The sequence below is a fragment of the Janthinobacterium sp. genome (genome assembly GCF_031995485.1).
In the GTDB taxonomy this organism is placed as follows: Bacteria; Pseudomonadota; Gammaproteobacteria; order Burkholderiales; family Burkholderiaceae_D; genus Janthinobacterium.
The window spans coordinates 82,739-109,239 of record NZ_DAMAGB010000006.1; the positions used below are offsets into that span (position 1 = coordinate 82,739).

27 protein-coding genes and 1 pseudogene are annotated in these 26,501 nt (G+C 63.6%); 16 read left to right on the forward strand and 12 right to left on the reverse strand.

Annotated features, from left to right (window positions below; all coding sequences use genetic code 11):
* Positions 1–48 precede the first annotated feature (48 nt).
* Positions 49–522, forward strand: coding sequence for a heme-degrading domain-containing protein (locus RTQ46_RS06390; RefSeq protein WP_312435329.1), 474 nt, complete (start codon positions 49–51; stop codon positions 520–522).
* A gap of 73 nt (positions 523–595) precedes the next feature.
* Here RTQ46_RS06390 and RTQ46_RS06395 read toward each other — a convergent pair whose 3' ends face one another.
* The 3 genes from RTQ46_RS06395 to RTQ46_RS06405 all read right to left on the reverse strand — a co-directional run bounded on the left by RTQ46_RS06395 (position 596) and on the right by RTQ46_RS06405 (position 2,716).
* Positions 596–1,063: a hypothetical protein gene (locus RTQ46_RS06395; protein ID WP_312435330.1), complete on the reverse strand. Its 468-nt coding sequence runs from the start codon at positions 1,061–1,063 to the stop codon at positions 596–598.
* Between the two features lie 197 nt (positions 1,064–1,260).
* Entirely contained in the window at positions 1,261–2,016 is a 756-nt protein-coding gene (locus RTQ46_RS06400) for an SDR family oxidoreductase (protein ID WP_312435331.1), read from the reverse strand.
* On the reverse strand, positions 2,009–2,716 hold the full coding sequence (locus RTQ46_RS06405) for a GntR family transcriptional regulator (protein WP_312435332.1): 708 nt from the start codon (positions 2,714–2,716) through the stop codon (positions 2,009–2,011). Before RTQ46_RS06405 ends, RTQ46_RS06400 begins: the two co-directional genes overlap by 8 nt.
* Positions 2,717–2,812: 96 nt before the next feature.
* Between RTQ46_RS06405 and RTQ46_RS06410 the strand changes: the two genes are divergently transcribed.
* Both RTQ46_RS06410 and RTQ46_RS06415 read left to right on the forward strand, forming a co-directional pair.
* Positions 2,813–3,271: a thioesterase family protein gene (locus tag RTQ46_RS06410; protein WP_312435333.1), complete on the forward strand. Its 459-nt coding sequence runs from the start codon at positions 2,813–2,815 to the stop codon at positions 3,269–3,271.
* Between the two features lie 122 nt (positions 3,272–3,393).
* Positions 3,394–4,758 (forward strand): amino acid permease, encoded by a 1,365-nt coding sequence (locus tag RTQ46_RS06415; protein WP_312435335.1) that lies wholly within the window; start codon positions 3,394–3,396, stop codon positions 4,756–4,758.
* A gap of 56 nt (positions 4,759–4,814) precedes the next feature.
* Here the strand turns inward: RTQ46_RS06415 and RTQ46_RS06420 are convergent, their stop codons facing one another.
* Entirely contained in the window at positions 4,815–6,389 is a 1,575-nt protein-coding gene (locus tag RTQ46_RS06420; RefSeq protein ID WP_312435337.1) for a hypothetical protein, read from the reverse strand.
* A 492-nt stretch (positions 6,390–6,881) separates the two neighbouring features.
* On the opposite strand from RTQ46_RS06420, the gene RTQ46_RS06425 reads away from it, so the two are divergent.
* The 3 genes from RTQ46_RS06425 (at position 6,882) to RTQ46_RS06435 (ending at position 9,352) form a co-directional block, all read left to right on the forward strand.
* Positions 6,882–7,595 carry a phage tail protein gene (locus RTQ46_RS06425; RefSeq protein WP_312435338.1) on the forward strand — a complete coding sequence of 238 codons (714 nt, stop codon included), beginning with the start codon at positions 6,882–6,884 and terminating at the stop codon, positions 7,593–7,595.
* Between the two features lie 233 nt (positions 7,596–7,828).
* Positions 7,829–8,524: a tail fiber protein gene (locus tag RTQ46_RS06430; RefSeq protein WP_312435339.1), complete on the forward strand. Its 696-nt coding sequence runs from the start codon at positions 7,829–7,831 to the stop codon at positions 8,522–8,524.
* Positions 8,525–8,638: 114 nt separating this feature from the next.
* The gene (locus RTQ46_RS06435) at positions 8,639–9,352 is read left to right on the forward strand and encodes a tail fiber protein (protein WP_312435342.1); all 714 of its coding nucleotides are present in this window, start codon (positions 8,639–8,641) and stop codon (positions 9,350–9,352) included.
* 129 nt (positions 9,353–9,481) lie between these two features.
* On the opposite strand, the gene RTQ46_RS06440 is transcribed toward RTQ46_RS06435, so the two are convergent.
* Both RTQ46_RS06440 and RTQ46_RS06445 read right to left on the reverse strand, forming a co-directional pair.
* Entirely contained in the window at positions 9,482–10,465 is a 984-nt protein-coding gene (locus tag RTQ46_RS06440) for a hypothetical protein (protein WP_312435343.1), read from the reverse strand.
* The gene (locus RTQ46_RS06445; protein WP_312435345.1) at positions 10,462–10,773 is read right to left on the reverse strand and encodes a DUF6916 family protein; all 312 of its coding nucleotides are present in this window, start codon (positions 10,771–10,773) and stop codon (positions 10,462–10,464) included. The genes RTQ46_RS06440 and RTQ46_RS06445 overlap by 4 nt, the downstream gene beginning before the upstream one ends.
* A gap of 95 nt (positions 10,774–10,868) precedes the next feature.
* On the opposite strand from RTQ46_RS06445, the gene RTQ46_RS06450 reads away from it, so the two are divergent.
* The 4 genes from RTQ46_RS06450 (at position 10,869) to RTQ46_RS06465 (ending at position 13,588) form a co-directional block, all read left to right on the forward strand.
* Positions 10,869–11,360 carry a GNAT family N-acetyltransferase gene (locus tag RTQ46_RS06450; RefSeq protein WP_312435346.1) on the forward strand — a complete coding sequence of 164 codons (492 nt, stop codon included), beginning with the start codon at positions 10,869–10,871 and terminating at the stop codon, positions 11,358–11,360.
* Positions 11,357–12,070, forward strand: coding sequence for an aspartyl/asparaginyl beta-hydroxylase domain-containing protein (locus RTQ46_RS06455; protein ID WP_312435347.1), 714 nt, complete (start codon positions 11,357–11,359; stop codon positions 12,068–12,070). The genes RTQ46_RS06450 and RTQ46_RS06455 overlap by 4 nt, the downstream gene beginning before the upstream one ends.
* A complete protein-coding gene (locus RTQ46_RS06460; RefSeq protein ID WP_312435349.1) occupies positions 12,067–13,083 on the forward strand; it encodes a sulfotransferase in 1,017 nt (338 codons plus the stop codon). The genes RTQ46_RS06455 and RTQ46_RS06460 overlap by 4 nt, the downstream gene beginning before the upstream one ends.
* 304 nt (positions 13,084–13,387) lie before the next feature.
* Complete coding sequence (locus RTQ46_RS06465) at positions 13,388–13,588, forward strand: hypothetical protein (protein ID WP_312435350.1); 201 nt, start codon at positions 13,388–13,390, stop codon at positions 13,586–13,588.
* 7 nt (positions 13,589–13,595) lie between these two features.
* On the opposite strand, the gene RTQ46_RS06470 is transcribed toward RTQ46_RS06465, so the two are convergent.
* Complete coding sequence (locus RTQ46_RS06470; protein ID WP_312435351.1) at positions 13,596–14,756, reverse strand: zinc-dependent alcohol dehydrogenase; 1,161 nt, start codon at positions 14,754–14,756, stop codon at positions 13,596–13,598.
* Positions 14,757–15,058: 302 nt separating this feature from the next.
* Between RTQ46_RS06470 and RTQ46_RS06475 the strand changes: the two genes are divergently transcribed.
* Both RTQ46_RS06475 and RTQ46_RS06480 read left to right on the forward strand, forming a co-directional pair.
* On the forward strand, positions 15,059–15,397 hold the full coding sequence (locus RTQ46_RS06475; RefSeq protein ID WP_312435352.1) for a KGG domain-containing protein: 339 nt from the start codon (positions 15,059–15,061) through the stop codon (positions 15,395–15,397).
* Positions 15,398–15,464: 67 nt separating this feature from the next.
* On the forward strand, positions 15,465–15,983 hold the full coding sequence (locus RTQ46_RS06480) for a hemerythrin domain-containing protein (protein WP_409518304.1): 519 nt from the start codon (positions 15,465–15,467) through the stop codon (positions 15,981–15,983).
* Between the two features lie 175 nt (positions 15,984–16,158).
* Here RTQ46_RS06480 and RTQ46_RS06485 read toward each other — a convergent pair whose 3' ends face one another.
* From RTQ46_RS06485 to RTQ46_RS06495, 3 genes are all read right to left on the reverse strand, one after another.
* The gene (locus RTQ46_RS06485) at positions 16,159–18,390 is read right to left on the reverse strand and encodes an NADP-dependent isocitrate dehydrogenase (protein ID WP_312435354.1); all 2,232 of its coding nucleotides are present in this window, start codon (positions 18,388–18,390) and stop codon (positions 16,159–16,161) included.
* Between the two features lie 286 nt (positions 18,391–18,676).
* Complete coding sequence (locus RTQ46_RS06490; protein ID WP_312435355.1) at positions 18,677–20,086, reverse strand: amidase; 1,410 nt, start codon at positions 20,084–20,086, stop codon at positions 18,677–18,679.
* Positions 20,087–20,101: 15 nt separating this feature from the next.
* Positions 20,102–20,710 carry a glutathione S-transferase gene (locus tag RTQ46_RS06495; RefSeq protein WP_312435356.1) on the reverse strand — a complete coding sequence of 203 codons (609 nt, stop codon included), beginning with the start codon at positions 20,708–20,710 and terminating at the stop codon, positions 20,102–20,104.
* A gap of 56 nt (positions 20,711–20,766) precedes the next feature.
* On the opposite strand from RTQ46_RS06495, the pseudogene RTQ46_RS06500 reads away from it, so the two are divergent.
* Positions 20,767–20,955, forward strand: a pseudogene (locus RTQ46_RS06500) (homogentisate 1,2-dioxygenase domain-containing protein); the annotation flags it as partial.
* Positions 20,956–21,044: 89 nt separating this feature from the next.
* Positions 21,045–22,124 (forward strand): DUF1176 domain-containing protein, encoded by a 1,080-nt coding sequence (locus tag RTQ46_RS06505; protein ID WP_312435357.1) that lies wholly within the window; start codon positions 21,045–21,047, stop codon positions 22,122–22,124.
* Between the two features lie 16 nt (positions 22,125–22,140).
* Here RTQ46_RS06505 and RTQ46_RS06510 read toward each other — a convergent pair whose 3' ends face one another.
* The gene (locus tag RTQ46_RS06510) at positions 22,141–23,040 is read right to left on the reverse strand and encodes a LysR family transcriptional regulator (protein ID WP_312435358.1); all 900 of its coding nucleotides are present in this window, start codon (positions 23,038–23,040) and stop codon (positions 22,141–22,143) included.
* A gap of 126 nt (positions 23,041–23,166) precedes the next feature.
* On the opposite strand from RTQ46_RS06510, the gene RTQ46_RS06515 reads away from it, so the two are divergent.
* A complete protein-coding gene (locus RTQ46_RS06515) occupies positions 23,167–23,916 on the forward strand; it encodes an SDR family oxidoreductase (protein ID WP_312435359.1) in 750 nt (249 codons plus the stop codon).
* Positions 23,917–24,146: 230 nt separating this feature from the next.
* Here the strand turns inward: RTQ46_RS06515 and RTQ46_RS06520 are convergent, their stop codons facing one another.
* Positions 24,147–24,383 (reverse strand): hypothetical protein, encoded by a 237-nt coding sequence (locus RTQ46_RS06520; RefSeq protein ID WP_312435360.1) that lies wholly within the window; start codon positions 24,381–24,383, stop codon positions 24,147–24,149.
* Positions 24,384–24,830: 447 nt separating this feature from the next.
* Here RTQ46_RS06520 and RTQ46_RS06525 point away from each other — a divergent pair, with 447 nt between their 5' ends.
* Entirely contained in the window at positions 24,831–26,444 is a 1,614-nt protein-coding gene (locus RTQ46_RS06525) for an EAL domain-containing protein (RefSeq protein ID WP_312435361.1), read from the forward strand.
* Positions 26,445–26,501: the final 57 nt, after the last annotated feature.

The window sequence follows — 26,501 nt, forward strand, 5'->3', positions numbered from 1 at the left end:
GTGGCGTCGGTTACAGTAGCGCTACGACCCACTTCTACCCGATCACACATGGAACAGTACGACGATTTATTGCTCACCCTGGCGCAACAGGAAGAAACCCTGCAATTCGACCGCTTCGACAGCGACACCGCGCTGGCCGTCGGCCTGTGGATCGTCGCAGAAGTGCGCAAGCAGGCCAAGGCCGTCACTGTCAATATCACGCGCAACGGCCAGGTGCTGTTCCACTACGCGATGAGCGGCGCCACGCCGGACCAGGCCGACTGGATACGGCGCAAGAACAATACCGTGCAGCGCTTTGCGCGCAGTTCGTATGCGATGGGGATGAGCTACAAAAGCAAGGGCAAGACGTTCGAAGACGTCGCATACCTCGACACGATGGAATATGCGGCCCATGGCGGCGCCTTTCCGCTGATGATCCGGGGCGTGGGCATGGTGGGAACGGTCACCGTGTCGGGCCTGGCGCAGGCAGACGACCATGCGCTGGTCGTGGCCGCCTTGCAGGCGCAGCTGGACGCGCACTGATCAGGATGGGCCGGCATCGGCAGCAGCATGCGCCAATAGCAGGTGCGCGGTGTCGATCCGGCCTGTCAATGGACTACTTCGGTTTGGTCGACAAGGCCACGATGGCAACGCCTGCCGCCACGATCAGTGCATCCTCGATCAGGCCGCTTTTGGTCTGGCCGATGCGCGCCATGGCTTCCTTCCTGCCGGCCAGCGTCAGGTAGGCCAGCGGCACGGCCGTGGCGACCGCGACCGCCGCGCCCGTCTTTTCGCGTCCCTCGGGCGCCAATGCAGCACCGGCAATGCCGGCGCTCAGCACGCGCGCCAGCAGGCCCAGGAACACGGTGCGGTCGGGCGCCGTCTTCATCTTGTCGCCATACAGTTCGGCGGCGCCCATTACCAGCGCGCCGGCCTTGAATACGGGACGGTCGAGCAAGACCAGCTGGCCGGTGGTATGGCGCCCGGCCAGGCGGGCCGCCGCAATGGTGGCCATCGGCGTCATCGAACGGGCGCTGGCGACGGCGCCAATCAGGACGGAGGAAAGCAGGCTGCGTAGATTCATCTTGTTGACTCCTGTATAAGTGGGGATACACGAAGCGGGACTGCCGGAAGCAGCCTCGTCGTACAAGATTGTTATTGTAGCCAGCCCCCGATTTGATGTCGCCCGCCAGACCAGGCCGCATGACAGCCGGGGTCAGAGCCCCGCCACCGTTGGCAATGACCTCTGCGTTGGCGGCATTGCGGGTCGGACTCCAGCCTTCAGATCCGCTGTCCGCCATCGATCGGAATCTCGGCGCCGGTAATATACGAGGCCCGTTCGCTGCACAAAAATTCCACCAGGTCGGCCACCTCGGCCGTGGTGCCCAGGCGGCGCATGGGGATCTGCGTGTCGACAATGTGGGAAGTGCCGGGCGACAGGATGGCCGTGTCGATTTCGCCTGGCGCGATGGCGTTGACGCGCACGTTCATCGGCGCCATGTCGTTGGCCATTTCGCGCGTCAGGGAAGCGAGCGCCGCCTTCGAGCTGGCATAGGCCGAACCGGCGAACGGATGCACGCGGTAGCCGGCGATCGAGCACAGGTTGACCACCGAGCCGTGCGCGGTCGACAGTTCCTGCGCAAAACCGCGCGTCAGCGCCAGCGGCGCAAAGAAATTGGTGTTGTACATCTCCTGCCACGTCTGCATGTCGGTGGTCAGCGAATTGACGCGCGTGCCGCCCGGCCCTTTCGGCGACACGCCCGCATTGTTGACCAGCGCGTGCAGCTTGCCGCCCACCAGCATCGGACGCAGCATGTCGACCATCTGCCCGATCTGGCTCAGGTCGGACAGATCCATGCAGAAGTGCGTGTTGTGCTCCTGGCTGCGCGGGCAGCCGAGCGGGATCGGGCTGCGCGAGACGGTGATCACGCGCCAGCCCAGGCTGCGAAAGCGCTCGGCGACGGCGTGGCCGATGCCGCGGCTGGCGCCCGTGACGATGGCGGTCTTCTGCTCGTTCTCATGTTCCAGATTATTCATCTTCTTCCTTTTCCTGTTCGTATACGGTGGCGCCCTGCTCCATCTGCCCCACATAGGCCAGCAGTTGCGCGCCGCCATCGAGGATGTCGCGCGCCATCGCCTGCCGCGCCGCCTCGCCGTCGCGCGCGCGCAGCGCATCGATAATGGCGCGGTGATGCCCGACCCGCATGGTGGGCGTGAAGGCTGCATAGCCGGCGGCGATCAGCGGTGCCGTCTGCATCCACAGATGGTCGACAAAGCGTTTCAATGTCGGCATGCCCGACGCCTGCGCCAGCCCCAGGTGAAACGCCTGGTTGCATTGCAGCGCGCCGGCCAGGTCCTGGCGCGCAATCGCCACTTCATTGGCCAGCAGCAGCTGTTCCAGATGATCGAGCGTGGCGGCGTCGGCCTGCTGCGCCGCCATCGCCGCGCCCAGCCCTTCGAGTTCCACGCGCAGGGCACGGATTTCCAGATAGCGTTTGACGCTCAGCACCGGCACGCGAAAGTCGCGCGGCGAGCGCAGCACCAGCGCTTCCTCCTGCACCAGCTGCAGCATGGCGTCGCGCACGGGCGTGACGCTGGTACCCAGCTGCAGCGCCAGCTCGCGGATGCGCAGCCGGTCGTTGGGCCGAAAGCGCCCGGCCGCCAGCGCCTCGCGCAGCCGCGCATGGACGGATTTGCCCAGGTTGGCGTGAGACAGATGATCGAGTTGATGGGTCATGTCAGCATCTTTCAATTTATGATGCATCATACATCAAGGGTAAAAATCGTGCCTGGCCGCGCAGCGGACAGTACAATCCCCGATCGACTCACGATCATGAAGGGACGCCACTTGAACTGGGACTATCCGCAGCCGCACACCGTCGCCGTCACGCCGCAGGCCGGCGATATCGATGGCCTGCGACACACCAATAACGCCGTGTATGTGCGCTGGTGCGAACATGTCGCCTGGCACCACTCAAAAGCGCTGGGACTGGACCTGGACGATTACCGCCGGCTCGACCGGGCGATGGCAATCCGCCGCGGCGAATACGACTACCTGCTGCCCACCCATGAAGGCGAGGCGCTGAGCCTGTCCACCTGGCTGTGCGCCAGCGACGGGCGGTCGAGCATGGAGCGGCGCTTCCAGCTGGTACGCGACAGCGATGGCGCCACCGTGGTGCGCGGACGCTGGGAGCTGATTTGCATCGAATTGAGCAGCGGCCGCGCGCGGCGCTTGCCGCCCGAGTTTTTGGCCGTCTACGAGCCGGCGGTCGTCGGCAGCAGGCCGGCCTGAATGCGGCGAGGCGGGATGCAGAATTGCGCCCCCGCAGTGCAGCATCGTTTTCCCTGCTGTTTATCCAGCTCATGCATTAGAATCACTGGCCTTGGCCACCCATGAAAACAGGATAAAACAAGATGACGGCAGTCAGCAGCACCGAAACGACGGAACTCAAGCGCGGGCTGAAAAGCCGCCATATCCAGCTGATCGCCCTGGGCGGCGCGATCGGCACGGGCCTGTTCCTGGGCATCGCGCAAACCATCAAGATGGCGGGCCCGTCCGTGCTGCTCGGCTATGGCATCGCGGGCGTGATCGCCTTCCTGATCATGCGCCAGCTGGGCGAGATGGTGGTCGATGAACCGGTGGCGGGATCGTTCAGCTACTTTGCCGACAAATATTGCGGCCACCTGCCCGGCTTCCTGTCGGGCTGGAACTACTGGGTGCTGTATGTACTGGTCAGCATGGCCGAGCTGACGGCTGTGGGCATCTACGTGCAGTACTGGTGGCCGGACGTGCCCACCTGGGTCTCGGCGCTGGTGTTCTTCTGCGTGATCAACGCCATCAGCCTGCTGAACGTGAAAGCCTTCGGCGAGATGGAATTCTGGTTTGCGCTGATCAAGGTGGTGGCCATTATCGGCATGATCGTGTTCGGCGCCTACCTGCTGGCGTCCGGCGACGCCGGCCCGCAGGCCACCGTCGCCAATCTGTGGCAGCACGGCGGCTTTTTTCCGAACGGCTGGCAGGGTCTGGTGATGGCGATGGCCGTGATCATGTTCTCGTTCGGCGGGCTGGAACTGGTCGGCATCACGGCCGCCGAAGCGGACGATCCCGGCACCACGATTCCGCGCGCCACCAACCAGGCCATCTACCGCATCCTGATCTTTTATATCGGCGCGCTGGGCATTCTGCTGTCGCTGTACCCGTGGCAGAACGTGGTCACCGGCGGCAGCCCGTTCGTGCTGATCTTCCATGCGCTCGACAGCAACCTGGTGGCCACCGCCCTGAACGTGGTGGTGCTGACGGCCGCCCTGTCGGTGTATAACAGCGGCGTGTACTGCAACACGCGCATGCTGTTCGGCCTGGCCAAGCAGGGCAATGCGCCGCGCGCACTGCTGCACCTGAACCGCCGCGGCGTGCCGCTGGTGGCGCTGGGCGTGTCGGCGCTGGCGACCGGCATCTGCGTGGTGGTCAATTATTTCATGCCCGGCGAAGCGTTCGAAGTGCTGATGGGACTGGTGGTGTCGGCCCTGATCATCAACTGGGCCATGATCAGCTGGATCCACTTGCGCTTCCGCGCGCAGAAAAAACTGGAAGGCAAGACCACCGCGTTCCAGAGCCTGGGCTATCCGCTCACCAACTACCTGTGCCTGGCGTTCCTGGCCGGCATCCTGGTGATCATGTTCCTGACGCCGGGCCTGCGCATTTCCGTGTATCTGATCCCGGTCTGGCTGGGCGTGCTGGGCATCGGCTACGCGATACGGCAAAGCAAGGCCAAGGCGTGAGCCATCGCGCCGCAATACACAAGCCCATCCCGCCAACAGGATGGGCTTTTTGACTTTCAGCGCCCCGCGTCCGCCTTCAAAAACACATCGTCATTGAGCTCGCGCAGCATCAGCGTGCGCTGCTGCGCCTTCTGCTCCGCATTCAGATGCGTCTGCCCCGCCTGGTACGGCGCCAGCGCCGACACCAGGTCGCGCAGCAGCGAATGTTCGCTCGGCGTGGTCAGGTCCGACTTCAGCTTGCCCATCTCGTAGCGCTGGATGCGGGTCGACTGGCTCGACGACTGCTCAAGAGTCGCCTTGGCCAGCTTGCCATCCTGGTAGACGATATTGGCGTCGCTGCTGGCCTGGTCGTCGATCTGGTGATACGTGTAGTTCTGCGACTCGGCGGCGGTGGTCAGGTTCAGCGAGGTGCCGGCGACCAGCGGCATATGGAAGCTGGCGTTCAGGCTGGACGTCTGCTTCTGCGAAATGGCGCGCTCATCGATACTACGGCCACCGATGCTGGTGCTCTGCCCCACTTCATAGGCAAACGCATCCTGCTCGGACAGGCGCATCGGGTTCTCCATCTTCGGCGTTTGCGAAACGGACGCCGAAAAATCGGCCAGGCCAGTCAGCAGTGCGCTGTCCTGCGCGGCCAGCTGCCACTTGCCGGGCGCGGTGCCGCCCAGACTCAGCTGCGATGCATCGCCCACCGTGCTGTGCAGGGTGCTGAAGGTATCCTTGAACAGCGTCATCAGGGCGCCGTCCGCATGGCCGCGCGTGGCCGCCTGGTCGAACTGGCCCATATAGCTTTTCATGGCGCGCGCCTGCTGCTCCGCGCTGCCCAGGCTGGCCGGCTTGCCGGCATCGACCTTCACGTCCAGGCTGCCGGCGGCGCCGCTGAAACTGACTTTGCGCTGCGTGGCGTCGGCCTGGAACGACAGCGTCTGCACGCTGGGCGGTTCCGTGTTCAGGCCTACCTGCGCGCGCAGGTCGAGCGAGGCCAGCTGTTTGCTGTCGAACTGCATCAGGCCGCCCAGACTGATCTGCGGCGGGTCCTGCGCCATGCCGTCGATGGCCGCCTGGAACGCCGTGGCCAGCTTGCCCAGCGCCCGCGTTTCGTCCTCGGACAGGTCGCCGCTGGCCGTCATCTGCACGGCCAGGCCGTCGCCGTCGCTGTCGAGCGACAGCTTCACCTCGACCCCGCCTCTGGTGGTGATGCCCAGGCTGAACTTGTCGCTGCCCATGCCGTGCAAGGCGCCCGACACACCAGTGGCGAGCCCGGCATAGGTATCGGCCGGCACGCCGCCTGGCGCGCGCTGCGCCGTCTGCGACAGCTGGGTCGCGCCGCCCTTCAACTGGTCCAGCAGCGCCGCGCCCAGTCCGCTGAAACGGCCACTGGCACCTTGCGCTGCAAAATTTTTCGCCATCAGGTCGCTGACCTGGTCGCGTGACGCGCGTTCCCACTGCAACGGCGCGGCAGTGGCCTGGGTGGCACGCGGGCCAGCGGCGGCAGCCAGGGCAACAATGCTGGAAGACGTGTCAAAAGAGGTATTGGATGGCAAGGACGAAGCCTCGACGCGGCTGGCGGCAGTGGCGGCAGCACGCACGGTACCGGCATTCCAGCTTGCGATGGGAGAAACAGAAGTCATGGCTGTCCTTCCTTGCCGAGCCTTGATGGGAGCATGGGCAAAAATGATAATTTTCAGTTTTTGATAATTTTTTTTCGCCACGCAGGCAAACGCATGCGGAGCACACACAACTATAACGGCACGAAACGTCAAAACATGAGGCCGCCGCGGCGCGCCATTTTATTATCGTCGCCGCTTCTGCACAAGCAATTGCAAGCGCTACAGTTGCATATTCATACATAATAATATGGCCGCGATAATTAATAGATATTTTTAAAATTTTGAATTAATATATCTACTCCATGCCGCGCCGGTTCAATCGGCAGCGAGACACTGCCGTATTCCAGATTCGAAAGGAAGAACATGCAAGCCTATGCCGCCAGCATATTCCATGCGGATTTTTCTTTTCAGCTTACGGCAGGCTGATCCTTGCATGCAGAAGCCTCAGCATTCCCCCAGCGGCGTTGTCGCGCCGCCTGTCTTTTCATTTCCATCATTTGAAAGAGAACACGCATGGATCCGATTTTAGGTAGTGTCATGTTGTGCCCTTACACCTTTGCACCGCAAGGCTGGATGTTTTGCAACGGCCAGACCCTCAACATTCAAACCAATGCCGCGCTGTATGCGCTGATCGGGATACAGTTTGGCGGCAATGGCCAGACCACCTTCAACCTGCCCGACCTGCGCGGCCGCATTCCGGTGGCGGTCAACAACACCGTCGCGCCGGACCGCATCGTCACCGCGCCCGTCAATGCCCAAGGCGTGCCAACCCGGCAAGGCGTGGTGGGCGATACCTTGGGCGCCAATGTGCGCCTGGTCAGCAGCGGCCCCGCCGGCTTCACGCTGACGGAAGCGAACCTGCCGCCGCACACCCATGCGGCCACCGTGTCGAGCGGCTCGTCGACGGTCGACGTCACGCTGACCGCCTCGCTGGATGAAGCCACCGACCCTGCGCCGACGGTCGGCGGCTACCTGGCCACCGCCGCGTCGTCGGGCACCTCGGTTACCAATATGTACCTGCCGGCGCTGGGCGCCAGCGGCAGCGTCGCGCTGGCCAAGGCCAGCGGACAGGTCAGCTTCAGCCCGAGCGTCACCAACGCCAGCACCGGTGGCGGCCAGCCGGTCATCACGCCGATCACGCTAACGGCGCAGAGCGCACCAACGCCGCCTTTCCTGGCAATGCAATACATCATCGCCGTGGAAGGCGTTTTTCCACAACGCAACTGATAACAGCGCGCGGCTTGCCGCATGTGGCAGCGGCCAGAAGATTATTACTGTTTACTTGTTTTGCATATACACGATGTAAGGTGCGTTGTATTTTTAAAATAACGCCGTATTGCAAATTTCAGCACCCTGTTTTAAAACTGACTTAATATGTCCAGGCTGGATGCGTTTCACTCAGGCCGGCCTGGCGATCCCGGCGACATAATATCGAAGTTCTCATTTGAAGGGTAATGAACATGGATGCATTTCTCGGTACCATACTCGGCGTAGGCTTTTCCTTTCCACCGCGCGGCTGGATGACGTGCAACGGCCAGTTGTTGAGCATTAACACCAACTCCGCCCTGTTTGCATTGATCGGCACGCAATATGGTGGCGACGGCGTCAACACCTTTGCCTTGCCCGATTTGCGCGGCCGCGTGGCCGTGGGCCAGAATCCGGCCAACGTGGCGGGCCGCATTTCGGGCACCAACGGCGCATCCGGCGGCACCTTGTCCAGCACGTTTGTCGCGCCCGGCACCGGCTCCGCCACCGCCACCCTGACCGTCGCCAACCTGCCGGCCCACAACCATCCCGCGACGTTTACGGCCGGCGGCGGCGGCGCGCCCATCACCGTCGACATCAATGTCAGCACCGACGATGGCACCTCAGCGGCCCCCCTGACCAACGGCTACCTGGCCGCGGGCGCCACCGATGGCACCAGCACACCGTTCCTGTATGCCGCCGGCGGCACGCTGACCAAGCTCAATGCCGCCACGGCGACCGTGTCTGGCGGCGGCGGCAGCGGCACGGTCACCGTTGGCAATACCGGCAACGGCACCCCCGTGGTGGCGCCGGTCAACGTGACCACCACCGGCAACGTGGCCACCGTACCACCGTTCCAGACGATACAGTACATCATCTGCGTCAGTGGCATTTTCCCTAGCCGCAACTAAAGCCAGCGGCACGATCCGGGGCGCGCACGGCGCGCCCCGGAGCCGCAGCGGTTGCATCTGTCGCATCAGTTTCACGTACCCATCTGACACACCCATCACTTCACCAGAGACAACATGGACCCACTCATCGGCACCATCATGCTGGCAGCATTCCCTTTCGCACCGAAGGGCTGGATGTTCTGCAATGGCCAGATACTCAACATCAGCACCAACAACGCACTGTACGCGCTGCTGGGCGTGCAATTCGGCGGCGACGGCAAGACCACGTTCGCCCTGCCCGACCTGCGCGGCCGCATTCCGGTCGCGCTGAACAACACGGTCGCGCCCGACCGCATCGTGACCGCACCGGTCAATGCACAAGGCGCGCCGACGCGGACAGCGCAAAATGGCGACACCCTGGGCGCCAACGTACGCCTCGTCAGCACCGGCCCCGCCAACATCGCGCTGACAGTCGCCAACCTGCCGGCGCATACCCACGCGGCCACCGTGTCGAGCGGCTCGTCGACGGTCGACGTCACGCTGACCGCCTCGCTGGATGAAGCCACCGACCCTGCGCCGACGGTCGGCGGCTACCTGGCCACCGCCGCGTCGTCGGGCACCTCGGTTACCAATATGTACCTGCCGGCGCTGGGCGCCAGCGGCAGCGTCGCGCTGGCCAAGGCCAGCGGACAGGTCAGCTTCAGCCCGAGCGTCACCAACGCCAGCACCGGTAGCGGCCTGCCGATCACCACGCCGGTCACGCTGACGGCGCAGAGCGCGCCGACGCCGCCCTTCATTGCGATGAATTACCTGATTGCCGTCGAGGGCTATTTCCCGATGCGCAATTAATACCGCCTATCAAAACCTACTGCGCGTCGGTATTTGCGGCCTGCGATGCTCACCGTACCTTTGTACGGTTGCGCTTCTCAGCCACAACTCCCTTCCGCTCGCTACGGTTTTGTTAGACGGCTTAAAGCATCAGCGCAGCACCTCGCACGCCAGTCCCGGCGTGCTGCCCAGCCGATAGGAAAAGGCCAGCGTTTCCGATCCCGTCAGTTGCGGCTTGCCGGGCAGGTGCAGCGGCAGGTTCAGGCTGCAGTCATAATCGTGCAGCACGATCTCGCCATGCACCTGGATGCGCGTCAGCAGTTTCGGTGCGCGCGCCAGCGCCGCCGGCAGGCGGATGCTGGCGGCCGGCAGGGAACCGCCCTGCTGTCCTTGCCACGCCAGGATGCTGGCGGCGTTCACTTCAAAGATGCGGCCCCAGTCGGCGCACGGCTCATCCATGGCACGCCCCGGCTGGCCCAGGTGCACCGCGATGGCGGCAGGCACCAGTGCCGCTTGCGGCGCCTGCACGAACAGATTGCGCATGATGGCCACCTGCGGTTCCTTGCCCAATGCCGTATTCATGGTTTCGCTGACGATCACGTCCGGCGTTGCCTCGGGGGCAATACGCCATGTGGCGGCATCGGCGCAGACGAATGCCGCCACGTGCGCGCCATAGCCGAGCCCTTCGATCAGCGCGCGCGCGTAGTCGAGCGCTTCCTGGTGCACCTCGAGGATGGTGAACCGCACCTGCAGCGGCGAAAAAATCGCCATCAGCGGCAAGGCCAGCAAGGCAAACGGGCCGCAACCGGCATACAGCACCGATACCGGCCGCTGCGGCGTGGCGGCGGCGCGGATGGCCGCCGCCAGGCCCTGGATGAAGGCGGCGCTGCGCAGCGGTTCACGCGCGCACAGCGCCGCCTGCACCGGTGAAATCGCCCAGCCGCTGGGCAAGGTGCTTTCGCCTTCGGTCATGCGGTCCGAGCCCTCCATCGACAGCTGCGAATGGCGCTCGACAAAGGCGCGCAGCTGCCCGGTTTCGCCGATCAGCGAGGCGAGCGCACGCGCCGGGTCGGCGATGGCGCGGGCGATCTGCGCCAGTTCCGCCTGCTCGGCAGCGCGATCGACGCCGCTCACGACAGCGATACCTGGTAGCACTGCTTGCCCATCTCGCTGGACCTGGCAGGCAACGGCGCCGAGATCGGCCACAAGTACAGTTCCAGCCGGCCCAGCTGCTCGTGATCGAGGGTGTAATTGCCGTCCGCCAGCACCAGTTCGGGCGGACCCGCGAAGATCATGCTCAGCGGCGTACGGAACTGCTCCGGCAAGCCGCGCCGCGGCAGTTCCTTCGCTTCGCTCAAGGTCAGGGGAACCACGCCGGCCGCCGTATGGGCCATGAAGACGCTGTCGACCAGCGGAGCGACCAGTTCAAGAGTGATGTTCATAGGGGAAATCCTGTAAATGTGATTGCAAGACGACGTAAATATTGGCAGCATAGCAAATAGATAGCCATTCGAACCACCCTTTTTTTGGAGCGCCGGTGTATTCCTTATCCTCCCCTTTCAACTTGCGCGAGTTCGATGCCGACAGCGCCAGCGACCAGGCGTTCGTGCGCGCGCTGTACCGCAGCAGCCGCGGCGATTTGCTGCAGATGCAGGCCGAAGCCGACTTCATCGAGCAGTTGATCGCCATGCAGCAGCGCATGCACGACCAGGGCTATCGCCAGTCCTATCCGCAGGCGCGCCACCTGGTGATCGAGCGCGACGGCGCGCCGATCGGCCGGCTGATCGTCAACCCCGGCGAACAGGCGCTGCGCGTGGTCGACATCACGCTGCTGCCGCAGGCGCAGGGCCAGGGCGCCGGCAGCGCCGTGCTGGCCGGCCTGCAGGCGCATGCCGCCGCCCGGCAAGCGACGCTCAGCCTCGGCGTCAATCACGGCAACCTGGCCGCGCGCCGCCTGTACGCGCGGCTCGGTTTTGTGGCCGACGGCGAAGACCCGATCCAGCAACAATTGCGCTGGAGCGCGCCATGACGGCGCCCAGCACCCATCTGCGCCTGCCATTGCTGTTCGACGTGGCGCGCATGCAGCAGGAAATCGCCCGCTTCGCCGCCACCGACTGGCTGGCGCATTTCAATACCGGCGCCTATGAAAACGGCTGGAGCGTGCTGCCGCTGCGTGCGGCCGGCGGCGACGCGCGCCATATCATGTCGCTCGACGAGGTGGCGTATGCCGACACGCCGCACCTGGGGCATTGCCCGTACCTGCGGCAGGTGATCGCCGGCTTCGACTGCGAGGTCGGCGCCGCGCGCCTGATGGCGCTCGACGCGGGCGCCGTGATCCGTGAACACCGCGACCCCGGCACCGCGCTGGCCGACGGCGTCACGCGCATCCATATCCCGATCCTGACCTCGCCGCACGTGCTGTTCCGCATCGATGGCGAGCAGGTGCATTTCAGCGCCGGCCATGCCTGGTATATGGACGCCAGCTGCCGCCACGCCGTGGAAAACCGTGGCGCGGCGCCACGCGTGCACCTGGTGATCGACTGCGTCACCAACGACTGGCTGGAACAGCTGTTCGCCAGCGCCGGCTTCGTGCCGAAGCCACCGCCCAAGTATGGCGACGCCAGCATCAACGACGGCAATGTGCAGCACGTCATCGCCAGCCTGCGTGCCACCGGCGAGCCGGCCGTGCTGGCGCAGGCCGAGCGGCTGGCCGCGATTTACCGCGGGGTGGCGGCGTGAACGGGCATAACGGCTTTGCGGTGCAGGAACGCCAGCTGACCAAAGGTGAACAAATTGCATGGCAGCAGGGCATGGACCTGCGCCACTGGTTCCCGCTGACGGCCAGCGCCGGCGTCGACGGTGGCGAGGCGACGCTGGCCTGGCGCGACATGGCGGACATCGCCTTCACCGATTCCTTCTTTGAAAATACCCTGGCGCGCCAGCACCGCGACCAGCGCCGCGTCTGCCATACGCCGCTCGCGGCGCTGGCGCAATTCAATCATGTGCCGGCGCCGGATGCGTTTATCTTCCATGTCTCGCGCTGCGGCTCGACCTTGCTGACGCAACTGCTCGCTTCGCTTCCGCAATGCATCGTCATGTCCGAGCCACCCATCATCGACTCCGTGCTGCGCCTGCACCATGACCAGGGCGCGCCTGACAGCACCGTCGCCCTGTTGCGTCAGGTCGTGCGCGCCATGGGCCAGCGCCGCACCGGGCAGGAAAAGCACCTGGTCATCAAGTTCGACTGCTGGCACATCCACAGCCTGGAGCTGCTGCGCGCAGCCTTCCCCGACACGCCCTGCCTGTTCCTGTACCGCGAGCCGCTGGCGGTACTGGCGTCGCACCAGCGCCAGCGCGGTCCGCAGATGGTGCCGGGCCTGATCCACCCTGCCCTGCTGCCGTTGCCGGCCCCTGCGCACGCACCCGGCGACCTCGATGCCCATGCGGGAATGGTGCTGGACAGTTTCTTCTCGGCGGCGCAGCCCCACGTGGCGGCCGGGCGCCTGTTACCGGTTAACTACAATCAATTGCCGGAAATCGTGTTTTCGACACTGTTGTCGATGCTGCGGGTCGACTGCACGCAACAGCAACTGGAGGCGATGCGGCAGCGCTCGGGCTTTCATTCCAAATATACCGGCAGTGCTTATGCGGGCGACCCGCAGCCGGTACGGATGGAGCAGCTGGCACAGGCCGCAGCGCTGTGCCAGGCGGGCTATCAGGCAGTCGAACAGCTGCGCATGCAACACCACTGAGGCATTGCACACATTTTTTGTGGCAGCACCCATGTCGACCAGCGTCAGGAATGAAGTCGTTTGAAAAGCGGCGCAGCCGAAACAGTGGCACTGTGCGCCATTTCCGAGGCAGCCCATGCGGCCGAGGAGGTCGCCGCCCTGTTCCGGCATGGTCACGGCATGGTGTGCTGCTGGCCGAACGCAAGATACAGCGGGCTCTGCCACTGCCATGCAAGCTGAGCAGCGCGAGCTGCCGAAGGCGCATGCGTGCGCGGCAACTGCCGGGCAGCGTGATAGCATCATGAACTATTGAATTGGAGAAACCATGCCCCACGCAGGATACGATATGGCACGCCAGGCGCTGACGGCGCTGGAGTTTTTTGAGGCCGCTTATGACCAGAGCCCCGAGTTCCAGGAACGCAAGGCGGAAATTGTCGCCATCCTGAAAAAGCAGGCCCAGGGTTCGAGCGACCGCAGCAGCAAGGTCGCCCGCACCCTGGCCATGGCCATCGAGGCCATGCGCTAGTTCACTGTCACGGCCGTAACACGACTTTGCGGCAATTGTCTTCTTTCTTGTCGAACATTTTGTAGCCTTCGACCGCATCGGCCAGCGGCATGCGGTGCGAGATGATGATCTCGGGACTGAGCTTGCCCTCCTCGATAAAGGTCAGCAGCTCGGGCATGAATTTCTGCACGTGCGTCTGCCCCGCTTTCACGCCGATGCCCTTCTCGAAGATGTCGCCGAACAGGAAGCCGTGGATAAAGCCGGCATACAGCCCCGGCACGCTGATCATGCCGCCGCGCCGCACGGCGGCGATACACTGGCGCAGCGCCTTGCCGCTGCTGCCTTCGAGTTTCAGCGCCGTCAGCGTGGTTTCCAGCCCGCTGCCCTTCGCTTCAAAACCCACCGCATCGATCACGCCATCGACACCGCGCGAGTTGGTGTTTTCGATGATGAACTCGGCCGGATCGACATCATCGAAATTGACGGGTATTACGCCATACGCCTGGCGCGCGAATTCAAGCCGGTACGGATGATGGTCGACCATAAAGATTTTCTCGGCGCCCAGCATCTTTGCTGACGCGGCCGCCATCTGCCCGACCGGGCCGGCGCCGAAAATCGCCACGCTGGAACCCTGCCCGATGCCGGCATTGAGCACGGCCTGGTAGCCGGTCGGCAGAATATCGCTGAGGAACAGGACCTGTTCGTCTTCCAGCGTATCGGGAATCTTGATCGGCCCCACGTTGGCGTTGGGCACGCGCACGTACTCGGCCTGGCCGCCCGGCACGCCGCCATACATGTGGCTGAAACCGAACAGCGCCGCGCCCGACTTCAGGCTTTTCTTGTTCATGATGGTGCCGCGGTCCGGATTGGTGGTCTCGCACGCCGAATACAGGTCCATGTCGCAAAAGAAGCAGCTGCCGCAGGCGATCACGAACGGCACCACCACCCGGTCGCCGACCGCCACTTTGGTGACGGCCGGGCCGGCCTCGACCACCTCGCCCATGAATTCATGGCCCATGATATCGCCCTCCTTCATGCCGGGCACCTTGCCGCGATACAAGTGCAGGTCGGAGCCGCAGATGGCGGTAGCAGTGATTTTCAGAATGATGTCGTCCGGCTGCTGCAGGATGGGATCGGGAACGGTATCGACCTTGACGTCGTGGGCCGAATGATAAACGAGTGCGCGCATTGAGAGTCTCCTGGTTGGCTGAAGCATGACCATACCGGCCGCCACGGTGGTTTCAGGTCAGCGCATCGGCTGCCTTGCTGTAGGAAAAACACCCTCTGCGGAGCGACAAGATACGCCGAAAATTCAAGCCAGAAATATGTCATTCAATTAAGAATTGGTCACCGTGAGCAACCATCGCGTGCCGCCCAACAGCCTACCTGTTCTTGAGTCAACGTCCTACATGCAGCCAGTAAATGCCTGCCTACAATGCAATCTCCCAGTGCTTATTTTCAACCATATTTTCAACCAGACGGAGACAAATCATGGCGAGCAGCAAGCAAGGCGATAGCAAAGCCCAGGACAGGAATCAGGACGATGACGGCAAGGCAGGCAACCGCCAGAGCGCCGACAAGGGCGGCAGCCGCGGCCGCGGCTTTGCCGGCATGGATCCGGCGCAGCAACGCGCCATTGCCGCCGAAGGGGGCCGCGCCGCGCATGCCTCGGGCAAGGCGCACGAATTCACGTCCGAAGAAGCGCGCGCGGCCGGCGCCATGAGCCACAAGAACGATGGCAACCGCCAGAGTGCCGGTGGATCGCAAGGCAAATCCGGCGGCAGCGATGGTTCGCAGTCGAAAGCATCTGCGGCAGACGGCAAAAAGTAAATATTGCATTTCAACGTAGTTACCCAGGCGGCGCTCCTGCTCCGCCTCACTCTTTGAGGAAAGAATCATGGCCAACTCATCCCAACACACGACGTCGAAACCAAAACAGGCCGGCGCTGCCGACAATGCGCTCGACGCGATCGAACTGCTGACCCAGGATCACCAGAAGGTCAAGGACATGTTCGAGCAATACGAAGCGCTGAGCGACCGCTCGCTGGCCAGCAAGCGCAAGCTCGCGCTGGCGATCTGCCTGGAACTGACCAAGCACGCCACCGCCGAGGAGGAAATCTTCTATCCGGCCGTGCGCGAAGCGAGCAAATCGAGCGAAGACCTGGTCGATGAAGCCACTGTCGAACACGCTTCGGCGAAAGAGCTGATTGCGCAGATCGTGGCGATGGAACCCGGTGAAGACCTGTACGACGCCAAGGTCAAGGTCTTGTCCGAACAGATCGAGCACCATGTGCAGGAAGAGGAAGAAGAGATGTTTCCGAAAGCGCGCAAGGCCAAGCTCGACCTGCAGTCGCTGGGCGCCGAAATCGCCGCGCGCAAGGCGCAGATCGATTTGCCGGAGATGCAGAGCCATTGAGGGCAGGAGGATGCCGGTTGCACCCGCGGTAGTGTCGTGGTGCCATCGTGCAGGTAGGCGTGCTGCGCAAGCCGACACCGCAACGCTCGCACATCGGACGAAAAAAAGGCCGGCATCGCTGCCGGCCTTGCTCTTGAAACGGTGCGGCCGGCTGGCCGCATCGTCATTTGTTACATCAGATGCTGTCCAGCGCCGCGTTCAGCGTGGCGCTTGGACGCATGACGGCTTCCGTTTTGACCGGATCGGGCATGTAGTAGCCGCCGATGTCGGTTGCCGCGCCTTGCGCTGCCAGCAGTTCTTCGACGATCTTGGCCTCGTTCTCGCTCAGGGCAGTTGCCACAGGCGTGAAGTGGGCTTTCAGTTCGGCGTCGTCGTTCTGCGCAGCCAGGCCTTGCGCCCAATACAGCGCCAGGTAGAAATGGCTGCCGCGGTTGTCCAGCTCGCCGGTGCGTGGCGATGGCGACTTGTTGTTGTCCAGCAGCTTGCCGGTGGCTTCGTCGAGCGTCTTGGCCAGGATTTTTGCCTTGGCGTTGCCGGTCTTGATGCCCATGTCTTCCAGCGACACGGCCAGGGCCAGGAACTCGCCCAGCGAATCCCAGCGCAAATGGTTCTCTTCCACCAGCTGCTTGACGTGTTTCGGCGCCGAACCGCCCGCACCCGTTTCGTACATGCCGCCACCGGCCATCAGCGGCACGATCGACAGCATCTTGGCCGAGGTGCCCAGTTCCATGATCGGGAACAGGTCGGTCAGGTAGTCGCGCAGGATGTTGCCGGTCACCGAGATGGTGTCCAGGCCGCGCGCGACGCGTTCCAGCGTGTAGCGCATGGCGCGCGTTTGCGACATGATCTGGATATCCAGGCCGCTGGTGTCGTGGTCTTTCAGGTAGGTTTGCACCTTCTTGATGACTTCGTTTTCATGCGGACGGTAGGTGTCGAGCCAGAACACGGCAGGCATGCCCGAGTTGCGCGCGCGCGTGACGGCCAGCTTGACCCAGTCGCGGATCGGTGCGTCCTTGACCTGGCACATGCGCCAGATATCGCCCTCTTCCACGTTCTGCGACAGCAGCACTTCGCCGGTGGCGATATCGGTGATGTTGGCCACGCCCGCTTCGGTCACTTCGAACGTCTTGTCGTGCGAACCGTATTCCTCGGCTTGCTGCGCCATCAGGCCCACGTTCGGCACGGTGCCCATGGTCTTCGGATCGAAGTTGCCATGCCATTTGCAAAAGCCGATCATTTCCTGGTAGATGCGCGCAAACGTCGACTCCGGCATCACGGCCTTGACGTCCTTCGGACGGCCATCGGCGCCCCACATCTTGCCGCCGATACGGATCATGGCTGGCATCGACGCGTCGACGATGATGTCGTTCGGCGAATGGAAGTTGGTAATGCCCTTGGCCGAATCGACCATCGCCAGTTCCGGACGGTTGGCGTGGCAGGCGTGCAGGTCCTTGAGGATTTCTTCCTTCTTGGACGCCGGCAGCGTTTCGATCTTGTCGTACAGGTTGACCATGCCGTTGTTGACATTGACGCCCAGCTCATCGAACAGCGCGGCGTGCTTCTCGAACGCATCCTTGTAGAAAATGCGCACGCAGTGGCCGAACACGATCGGGTGCGACACCTTCATCATGGTCGCTTTCACGTGCAGCGAGAACATCACGCCGGTCTTGAACGCGTCGTCGATTTCCTTCTCGTAGAATTCCAGCAGCGCTTTCTTGCTCATGAACATGCTGTCGATGATTTCGCCGGCCAGCAGCGAGACCTTCGGTTTGAGCACGATGGTCTTGCCGGAGTGGGTAACCAGTTCCATCTTGACGTCGCGCGCGGCGGCGATGGTCATCGATTTTTCACCGTGGTAGAAGTCGCCATGGTGCATGTGCGACACGTGGGTGCGCGACGCCTGGCTCCACTCGCCCATCGAATGCGGGTGCTTGCGGGCAAATTCTTTCACGGCTTTTGGCGCGCGGCGATCGGAATTGCCTTCGCGCAGGACCGGATTGACCGAGCTGCCGACGCATTTGCCGTAGCGCGCTTTCAGGGCTTTTTCTTCGTCGGTCTTGGCGTCTTCCGGATAGTCCGGCAGCTTGTAGCCACGGCCTTGCAGTTCGCGGATGCAGGCGATCAGCTGACCGACCGACGCGCTGATGTTCGGCAGCTTGATGATGTTGGTGTCGGGGTTTTGCGTCAGGGCGCCCAGTTCGGCCAGGGTGTTCGGGACTTTCTGGTCGTCGGAGAGGTACTCGGGGAACTCAGCCAGCACGCGCGCCGCGACCGAAATATCGCTGGCGACAACCTCGACGCCGGCCGGTCCAGTGAACTTCTTGATGATCGGCAGCAGCGAATACGTCGCCAGCATGGGCGCTTCATCAGTCAGCGTGTAGATGATCTTGGATTTTTGTGTTGCCATTGTTCAGTCCCTTGTATGCGGTGATGCTTGGTGGTTAACTTTCTTCGTTCCAAATACAGGATGGTTGATCATGCTTTGGACGGCTTATGTACCGGCGGTGACGCCGTGCTTGGCCCACCACGTATTTTAGACTGTCCCGGCGCCGTTTGTGTACCCGATGCCGAGGAATCTTATATAAGACAGCAAATTAGACGGCCAAGCCTGTGCCGAAGCGCCAATTTCATGCAATAAAACGAAATTTCACTTGCTGAAATGCCATAACGACAATATCAACATGAAAACCTCTTCAGTTCAAGGCGGCCTCGATGCGCGTGGCGGCCGCAAACAGCTGCGCTTCCGCGCCGGGCGCGCACATCACGGAGATGCTCGGCGGCAAGCCGGTGGCAGGGTCCGTAAATTTCCAGGCCGGAATGGCCATTGCCGGCAAATCCAGGTAGTTGCCCAGCGTATGGGCGGTAAACCAGCCATTCACGCCGGGTTTCAGCGATAGCCGGTTCATCTGCCCATGTGCAGGCGCCAGCAGCCCCAGGGTCGGCAAGACCATCACGCCATCGGTAGCCAGCAATGCCTGATAGCGCGAGCGGGCCTCGGCAAACCGCGCCGCGATCGTGTTCACTGTGACCGCGCTGCGCGGCTTCATCAGCGGCGCAATCAGCATCCAGCGCAGCAGGCCTTCATCGATGGTCGACTTTTTCAGCAGTTGGCGCAGCAGCTCGGCCCATGGTGAAAAGCGGCCCGCCGCAGGTGTCGACAGCATGCGCAGCCAGCCGTCGTAAAAATCATCGAGGATCAGCTTGGGAATCTGACTGTATAAATAGGGAACGTCCGAAAAATCCTGCGCCTCCGGACGGTAGCCCACTTCCAGCAAGGCCGTCCTGGCGGCGGCCAGCGCCTCGGCCATGCACGGCTCCCGCATCGCCAGCGGAAAGCCGCCCGGCATCACCAGGCGGCCTGGCGCCGGCGGCACGGCAGCGACCGGCTGCGTGGCGATCACGTCATATACCAGCCGCGCGTCGCGCACGCTGCGGGTCAGCGGCCCCAGGCCGAGCCAGGACCGGGTGTTGCCGGTCACCACCGGCCAGGTGCCACGCTGGTCGACGGCGGCGGAATGGGGCTTGAAGCCGACCACGCCACAGAAGGCGGCCGGGATGCGGATCGAGCCGAGGATATCGGAGCCGACGCCGAACACGGACGCGCCCGCACCGACCAGCGCCCCTTCCCCGCCGCTCGAACCACCGGCCACGCGATGCACGTCGAGCGGATTATTCGTGCGCCCGTAACGCGGGTTGGTGGTCTCGGCCGTCATGGCGAACTCCGGCACATTGCTGCGCGCCACCACGATGGCGCCCGCCTCTTTCAAGCGGCGCACGATCCGCGCGTCTTCCCCGGGCACTTGCGGCGCCATGCGTGCGGAGCCGGCCGTCAGCATCTCGCCCGAAATGGCAAAGGTTTCCTTGATGCTGCACGGCAGGCCGAATAGCGGCAGCGACCTGTCGCCACTGGCGTCCAGCAGGCGCGCCTGTGCCAGCGCTTGGTCACGGAAAATATGGGTCGCGCCATTGATCCGCGGCTGCACCTGGTCCAGCCGCGCCAGCTGCGCCTGCGCCAGCTGCTCCACGCTCAGCGTACCCTGGCGCAGTGCCGCCAGCAGGCCGACGGCGTCCGGGCCATTCAGGTTTCTCCGGAAGTTGTCCATCGCCGGCGCCTGGCCTTAGCCTTGGGTAGCGGCCATGGCCTTCTGCCAGGCCGGGCGCGCTTCGATGGCGCGCACAAACGTCTGCAGCCTGGGCCAGCGCGTGCCTTCCGGCTGCCTGGTGGCAATGCTGACGGGAAAACTGAGCATGATGTCGGCACCGGTCAGGCTGTCGCCAATAAAATGGCCGGAAGGCTGGACCATGCTTTCCAGGTAATCGAAATGGCTGACCACTTCGCCGTCGATGCGGCCGTGCAGCGGTGCGCCGCCATCGCCGAGGCGCGACACATAAATACGCAGCAGCAGCGGGAGCATGGCCGAGCCCTCGGCAAAATGCATCAGTTGCAGATGGCGCAGCGCTTCCGGTGTGCCGGCCGCCGGCAGGAATTGCCCATGCTGCTCGCACAGATACTGCACGATGGCGCCCGACTCTTCGATCAGCACGCCATCGACTTCCAGCAGCGGCGACTTGCCCAGCGGGTGGATGGCTTTCAATTCCGGCGGTGCGAAACGGGTGACGGCGTCGCGCTGGTAGCGCACGAGTTCATAGTCCAGCCCCAGTTCTTCGAGCAGCCAGACTATGCGCTGCGAGCGGCTTTGATTCAGATGATGTACGCGGACGGCCATGGTGTTCCTTGATAAGCAAAACCGTATAGTAATGCACAGTGCGCCCTGTTCGGCGAACGTTTCGGCCAGCAGGTGGCGCAGCCACTGGTTGCCCGCAGCCTTGCTGCCACCGCCACGTGGCCAGCGAATTCATGGGCCTGATCCACGGCCGGTACGACGCGAAATCCGCCGGCTTGCGCCCCGGCCCCGACTGTTTCGAGTGCTGGACGGGCATCGGCAAACATGTCGATCCGGCCCAGCCTTGATTCCTGACGCCCGGCCGCGGCAACCATTGTCGTTCGGGAACCAGGCCATCCCATCCTATAATGCGGATCGAACAGTCAGGAGATGTGAAATGAAGACAGGCTTGGCCATCATGTTGTTGACCGGTGTATCTGCCATGCCCAGCCTCGGCCTTGCCGCCGGCAAGCCGGGCATCGGTTTCTCGCACAAGGACTGGGAACTGGCCTGCGACAACACCGGCACCTGCCGCGCCGCCGGTTACCAGGTGGAAGGGGCCGAGCCGGCCGTCTCCCTGCTGCTGGTGCGCCATGCCGGCGCGCGGCAGGAAGTGAGCGCACGGATCCAGCTGGGCTCCTACGCCGGGAGCGACGTTGCACTGGCCGCCAATGTCAGTCACCTGGTGATCAAGTCCGGCGGACGCAAACTCGGGACTATCGACCTGCTCCCTGGCGCGCAGTCCAGCCCCCTGAACGGCGCAACGCTGGCCGCCATCGTGCCGGCGCTGCTGCAGTCGTCGAGCCTGATCTTTTCGAGCGGCAAGCAGGACTGGACCTTGTCCGCCGCCGGCGCCAGCGCCGTGCTGTTGAAAATGGATGAAGCCCAGGGCCGCATCGGCACCATCGGCGCGCTGGTGCGCAAGGGCGGCAAGCCCGAAAGCGGCGTGGTACAGGCCAGCGTGGCGCCGGTCGTCATCGCCGCTGCCGTGCCGAAGCACAACGACAAGGATCTGTTGCTGCCGGCCGCCCAGCGCGCGGCCCTGTTGAAGGAACTGCGCAACACCGTCGGCCAGGAAGACTGCCCGGGGCTGTACGCATCAGAGCATGGACAGGAAAAAAGTGACCTCGGCGTGCAGCGCCTGTCGCGCAGCAAGCTTCTTGTATCGACGGTATGCGAGACCTATGCCTACAATCAGTCCGGCATGTTCTGGGTCATCAATCCCACGCCGCCGTTCAATCCGGTGAGCGCCGCAGACGACGCCAATGCGTATGAGGACGGTGAAATTTCAGCGTCGCACAAAGGCCGCGGCCTGGGCGACTGCTGGAGCTCGGCCATCTACACCTGGGACGGCAAACAATTCGTCTTGACCAAAGAATCGACCACCGGCATGTGCCGGCTGGTCGCTCCCGGCGGCGCGTGGGAGTTGCCCACCTATGTGACGACCGTGCGCAGGAGCGGCGGCAAGGCGCGCTGAAACACGGGCAAGATGGTCAAGCTATCGGGTTGCCGTCAAGCCCGGGCGTGGCGGCAAACACGGCGCTGATAAAGTCGATGAACACGGCAGCGCGCCGGGGCAGCAGCCGCTCGGCGGCATACACCGCATTGAGCGGCGTGCGCGGCGCCGCATGCTCGCTCAGCAACGGGCGCAGCTCGCCGCTGCGCAACTGCTCGGCTATCGTCCACGACGGCAGATAGGCGATGCCGATATCCTGCAACACGGCCGTGCGTATGCCCTCCAGGCTGTTCAGGCGCAAGCGCCCTTGCACATGCACTTCTCCCTGCCTGAAAGGCCAGCCGCCGCCGCCCGCCATCAGGGTATAGATCAGGCACTGGTGCTGCAGCAGATCGGCCGGCTGCCGGGGTTCGCCATGCTTTTGCACATAACGCTCGCTGGCAACACAGATGCGCTCGGACGTGCCGACCCGGCGCGCCCGCAGGGAACTGTCCTTGAGCACGCCGCCTCGCAGGGCGATATCGACGCCTTCGGCGACCAGGTCGATGTAATCGTCACCCAGCCGCAACTCGACCTCGACGTCGGGGTAGCGCCCAAGGAACTCCGGCAGCGCCACGATGATCTTTTCCGTGGCCAGCGTTGGCGCACATGCCACCCTCAGCAGGCCATGGGGTTGTTCCTGGCCGCGCGCATCGGCGTCCGCCTGCGCAATCAGATCGAGCGCCTGGCGTGCTTGCGCATAATATCGTTGTCCTTCCGGCGTTGGCACCAGCTGGCGCGTCGAACGATGCAGCAGCCGCGTATCGAGCGCCTTTTCCAGCGAGGCGATATGGCGGCTGACATTGGGCTGGCCGATGCCCAACTCGCGCGCCACCGCCGAGAAGCTGCCCGTCTCGACGGCGCGCACCAGGCACTGCATCCACAGCAATTTATCCATTTCTTCTTTCCCATGATTGATTCATGCAGATAAAGCATAGCTGATATGAGTGCGGCCTGTCTTATCACGCAGGTAGTTGCAAGGCACACTGCCTGCGTACCCATTCACATATCAAGGAAAACGATCATGAAACTTGCAGACAAAGTCGCCGTCATTACCGGCGGCAGTACCGGCATCGGCCTGGCGATTGCAACACGCTATGCGGCCGAGGGCGCACACGTGTATATCACCGGCCGCCGCCAGGCCGAGCTGGACACGGCGGTGCAAGCCATCGGCGGCACGGCCGAAGGCGCCCGCGTCGATTCGGCCGACCTCGCTCAGCTGCAGACCCTGTTCGACCGGGTCAGGGAAAAACACGGCAGGCTCGACATCCTGGTCGCCAATGCCGGCGGCGGCTCCCTGCTGCCACTGGGCCAGATTACCGAAGCGCACTTCGACGATACCTTTGCGCGCAACGTCAAAGGCACGCTGTTTACCGTGCAGACCGCCCTGCCACTGCTGGGCAAGGGCTCGTCGGTGATACTGACTGGCTCCACCGCGGCCAGCGGCGGCACGGAAGCGTTCAGCGTGTATGCCGCATCCAAGGCAGCGGTGCGCGCGTTTGCCCGCAACTGGATACTGGACCTGAAAGGCCGCGATATCCGTGTCAATACGCTCAGCCCTGGTCCGATCAGGACGCCAGGCCTGGTGGAACTGGTGGGCAGCGACGCCGGCCAGCAGCAAGGCTTCCTCGACCATCTGGCCACCCTGATCCCGATGGGCCGGGTCGGCGAGCCGGACGAAATCGCAAAGGCAGCGGTGTTCCTGGCGTCCGACGATGCGAGTTTTGTCAACGGGATCGAGCTGTTTGTGGATGGGGGGCAGCGGCAGATTTGAGCAAGCGGCGAAAGCACCGACTTGCTGCAGGATGGATGGCGTGCCCTGCTTCGACCTCGGCACGCGCGCCATCCTGGCGCTAACAAACCCGGGCTGCCGCTGCAATGAAGCGGCGCCTGATTTGCGCCTGCCGCATGCAGCGCTTACCGAACGAATTGGGCGCCATGCCGGTAGCTCCCGCTCATATGCCGTTTGCTCAAGCCAATTACCAAAATACAGCTTGATCATTTTCATGCCTGGTCATTCTTGATAATGCCGCGCACATTGGTCAGCGCGAGGCACAGATTCAAGGCAATCAGGGCCCAGGCCTCGTCATGCCAGCCCCACGCCACCCACAGCGCATTGCTGGACAAAAATACCCAGAAGCCCGTTAACCGCCTGGCCGGCGTGCGCGAACCGACCAGCCAGGCCGCCAGCAGGGACAGCGCCATCGCGGGCCATTGCAACAGTTCGATCCATTCAGCCATTGCCTCTCCTCCTTGCGCCCAGCATAGCGGGATTGGCGCCGGGACAGCGCGCGCAAGGCGCACCTGACTGCGGACGGTGGTGGTGGCCCGACGAGGTGGCAGCGAGGCAAGCCGGGCAATGCCTTCGATGCGGCCAATGGCGTCCGGAAAACTTGTCTGTGCGTGCTGGCCAGCGGACCGGCCGGACCGTCACGCGCCAAGCTGGCTCGCTACAGCGCAATCGCGGAGCAACTGCAATGCCAGCTGGTCCTATGCGCAAATACATGCTGCAAGCGGCACAGGCATGTTTTGCCGTGATGTCGACGTAATCCTTCCGCATCCATGTCCAGAGTAGATTAAAATTGCTCGAATATAATCAGATGCGGATTCAAACTGCACGCACCGGTGTCGCCCGAGCGCCTGCCATTTGAATCGGTGTCGCCAACCTGGCGGATCGCGAGCAGACGGATGCATTTTCAGCAGCAATTTCCCAAATGGGATAGCACCGTGCTGCGGGTCAGCGGACTGATCGGCCGCCACCCGGACCTGCTCGGCCGCCTGGCCGGATACCTGCTCGGGCTGGCCTTTGCCGTCGGTCTCGGCGCCAGCGTGATGGGCGCGAAAATCCGCGAAATCGACGACGGCCATGCGCGGATCGTTGGGCTGGTCAAGGCAATCCAGCGCGATGCCGGCTCCCTGCTGAAGGAACTCAATGCCAGCCACCGGCCCGGGTGCGATGCCGTCAACCTGACTGCGCTGCGCGCGCTGCTGGTGGGCCGGCCGCATGTGCACGTGGTCGGCATGCTCGACCCGCAGGGACGCCTGTTCTGCACCACCAGCCTGGGCCAGCTGGCCACACCGGTCAGCATGGGCAGCAATGCGGTCGACGGCGCGCTTGGCCGCTATATTTTCGACTCGCCACTGGCGCCCTTCAACGGCAAGCCGCTGTCCCGGCAGACCGTGAATATCCTGGAACGGGGCCGGTTCCAGGCGGTGGTGGATGACAGCGCGACCAGTGCGGCGTTTCAGCATTACAGCGATGCGGTCTGGGCAGGCGGCGGCGCGCAGCGCAAGCTGCTGTACCGCGGGCCCGGGATCGCCACCGGCACGCCGGCCGGGCACACTGCCCATCTGACGCTGGACTGGAAGCAGCTCGACGTGCTGGTATCGAGCGAAACCGGCGGCGCCACGCCGCTGGTGATACAGACGGCGCTGCGCACAAACAAGCTTGGCACTGACCCGCTGGCCCTGCTGGCAGGCATCCTGGCGGCGTCCGCCCTGCTGGGCTTTTTCGCGGGGCAAACCCTGTCGGCACGCTTCCACCATCTGCGCTCGATGGATTTCCGCATCCGCAGCTTGTGCAACGAGGCCAATATCGTCTGCCATTTCCAGCCCATCGTTCATCTCGCCAGCGGGCGCGTGATCGGTTGCGAGGCGCTGGGACGGTTGCGCGATGGCGATCAATTGCTGTATCCCGACCAGTTCATTCCTGCCTTGAATCACTGCGGCCTGACCTGGCGCTTCGACGCCGCCGTCAGCCGCTGCGCGCTGCTGTCGCTTGGCGGCGCCCTGCCGCCGCAGGCCGATTTCAGGGTTGCGCTGAACTTCTTCTCGCAGAGCCTGCACCGCGACACGCTGCACGGCCACTTGCAGGCGGTGCTGCAGGGTGCCGGCCGCAGCGATCTGCAGATCGAACTCGAAGTCACGGAATACGCTTTTTCGCCGGCCATCGTGCCCGAACTGAAGCGGCTGAAAGACGATGGCTATGCGATTTCCATCGACGATTTCGGCACCGGCTACTCCAATCTCCGGCTGGTCAACCAGGTCGTGCCGGACTACCTGAAGATCGACCGCTCGTTCGTGTTCGAGATGGAAGACCTGACCTTGCGCTCCAGCCTGATTCCCGAAATTGTCGCCATCGCCGATGCGGTGGGCAGCAAGGTGATCGCCGAAGGGATAGAAAACGCGGCCCAGGCGGAAAAGCTGAAGGCGCTCGGCATCGAATACGGCCAGGGCTATTACTACGCCAGGCCGCTGCCATTGGACGCCTTCCTGCGCCTGCTGGCACAGCCTTCAGCGTGACCGGCGCCAGTGGCGCGCCACCTACGAAAGCCAGTCGCTGCCGGCCCTGCAGCTCGA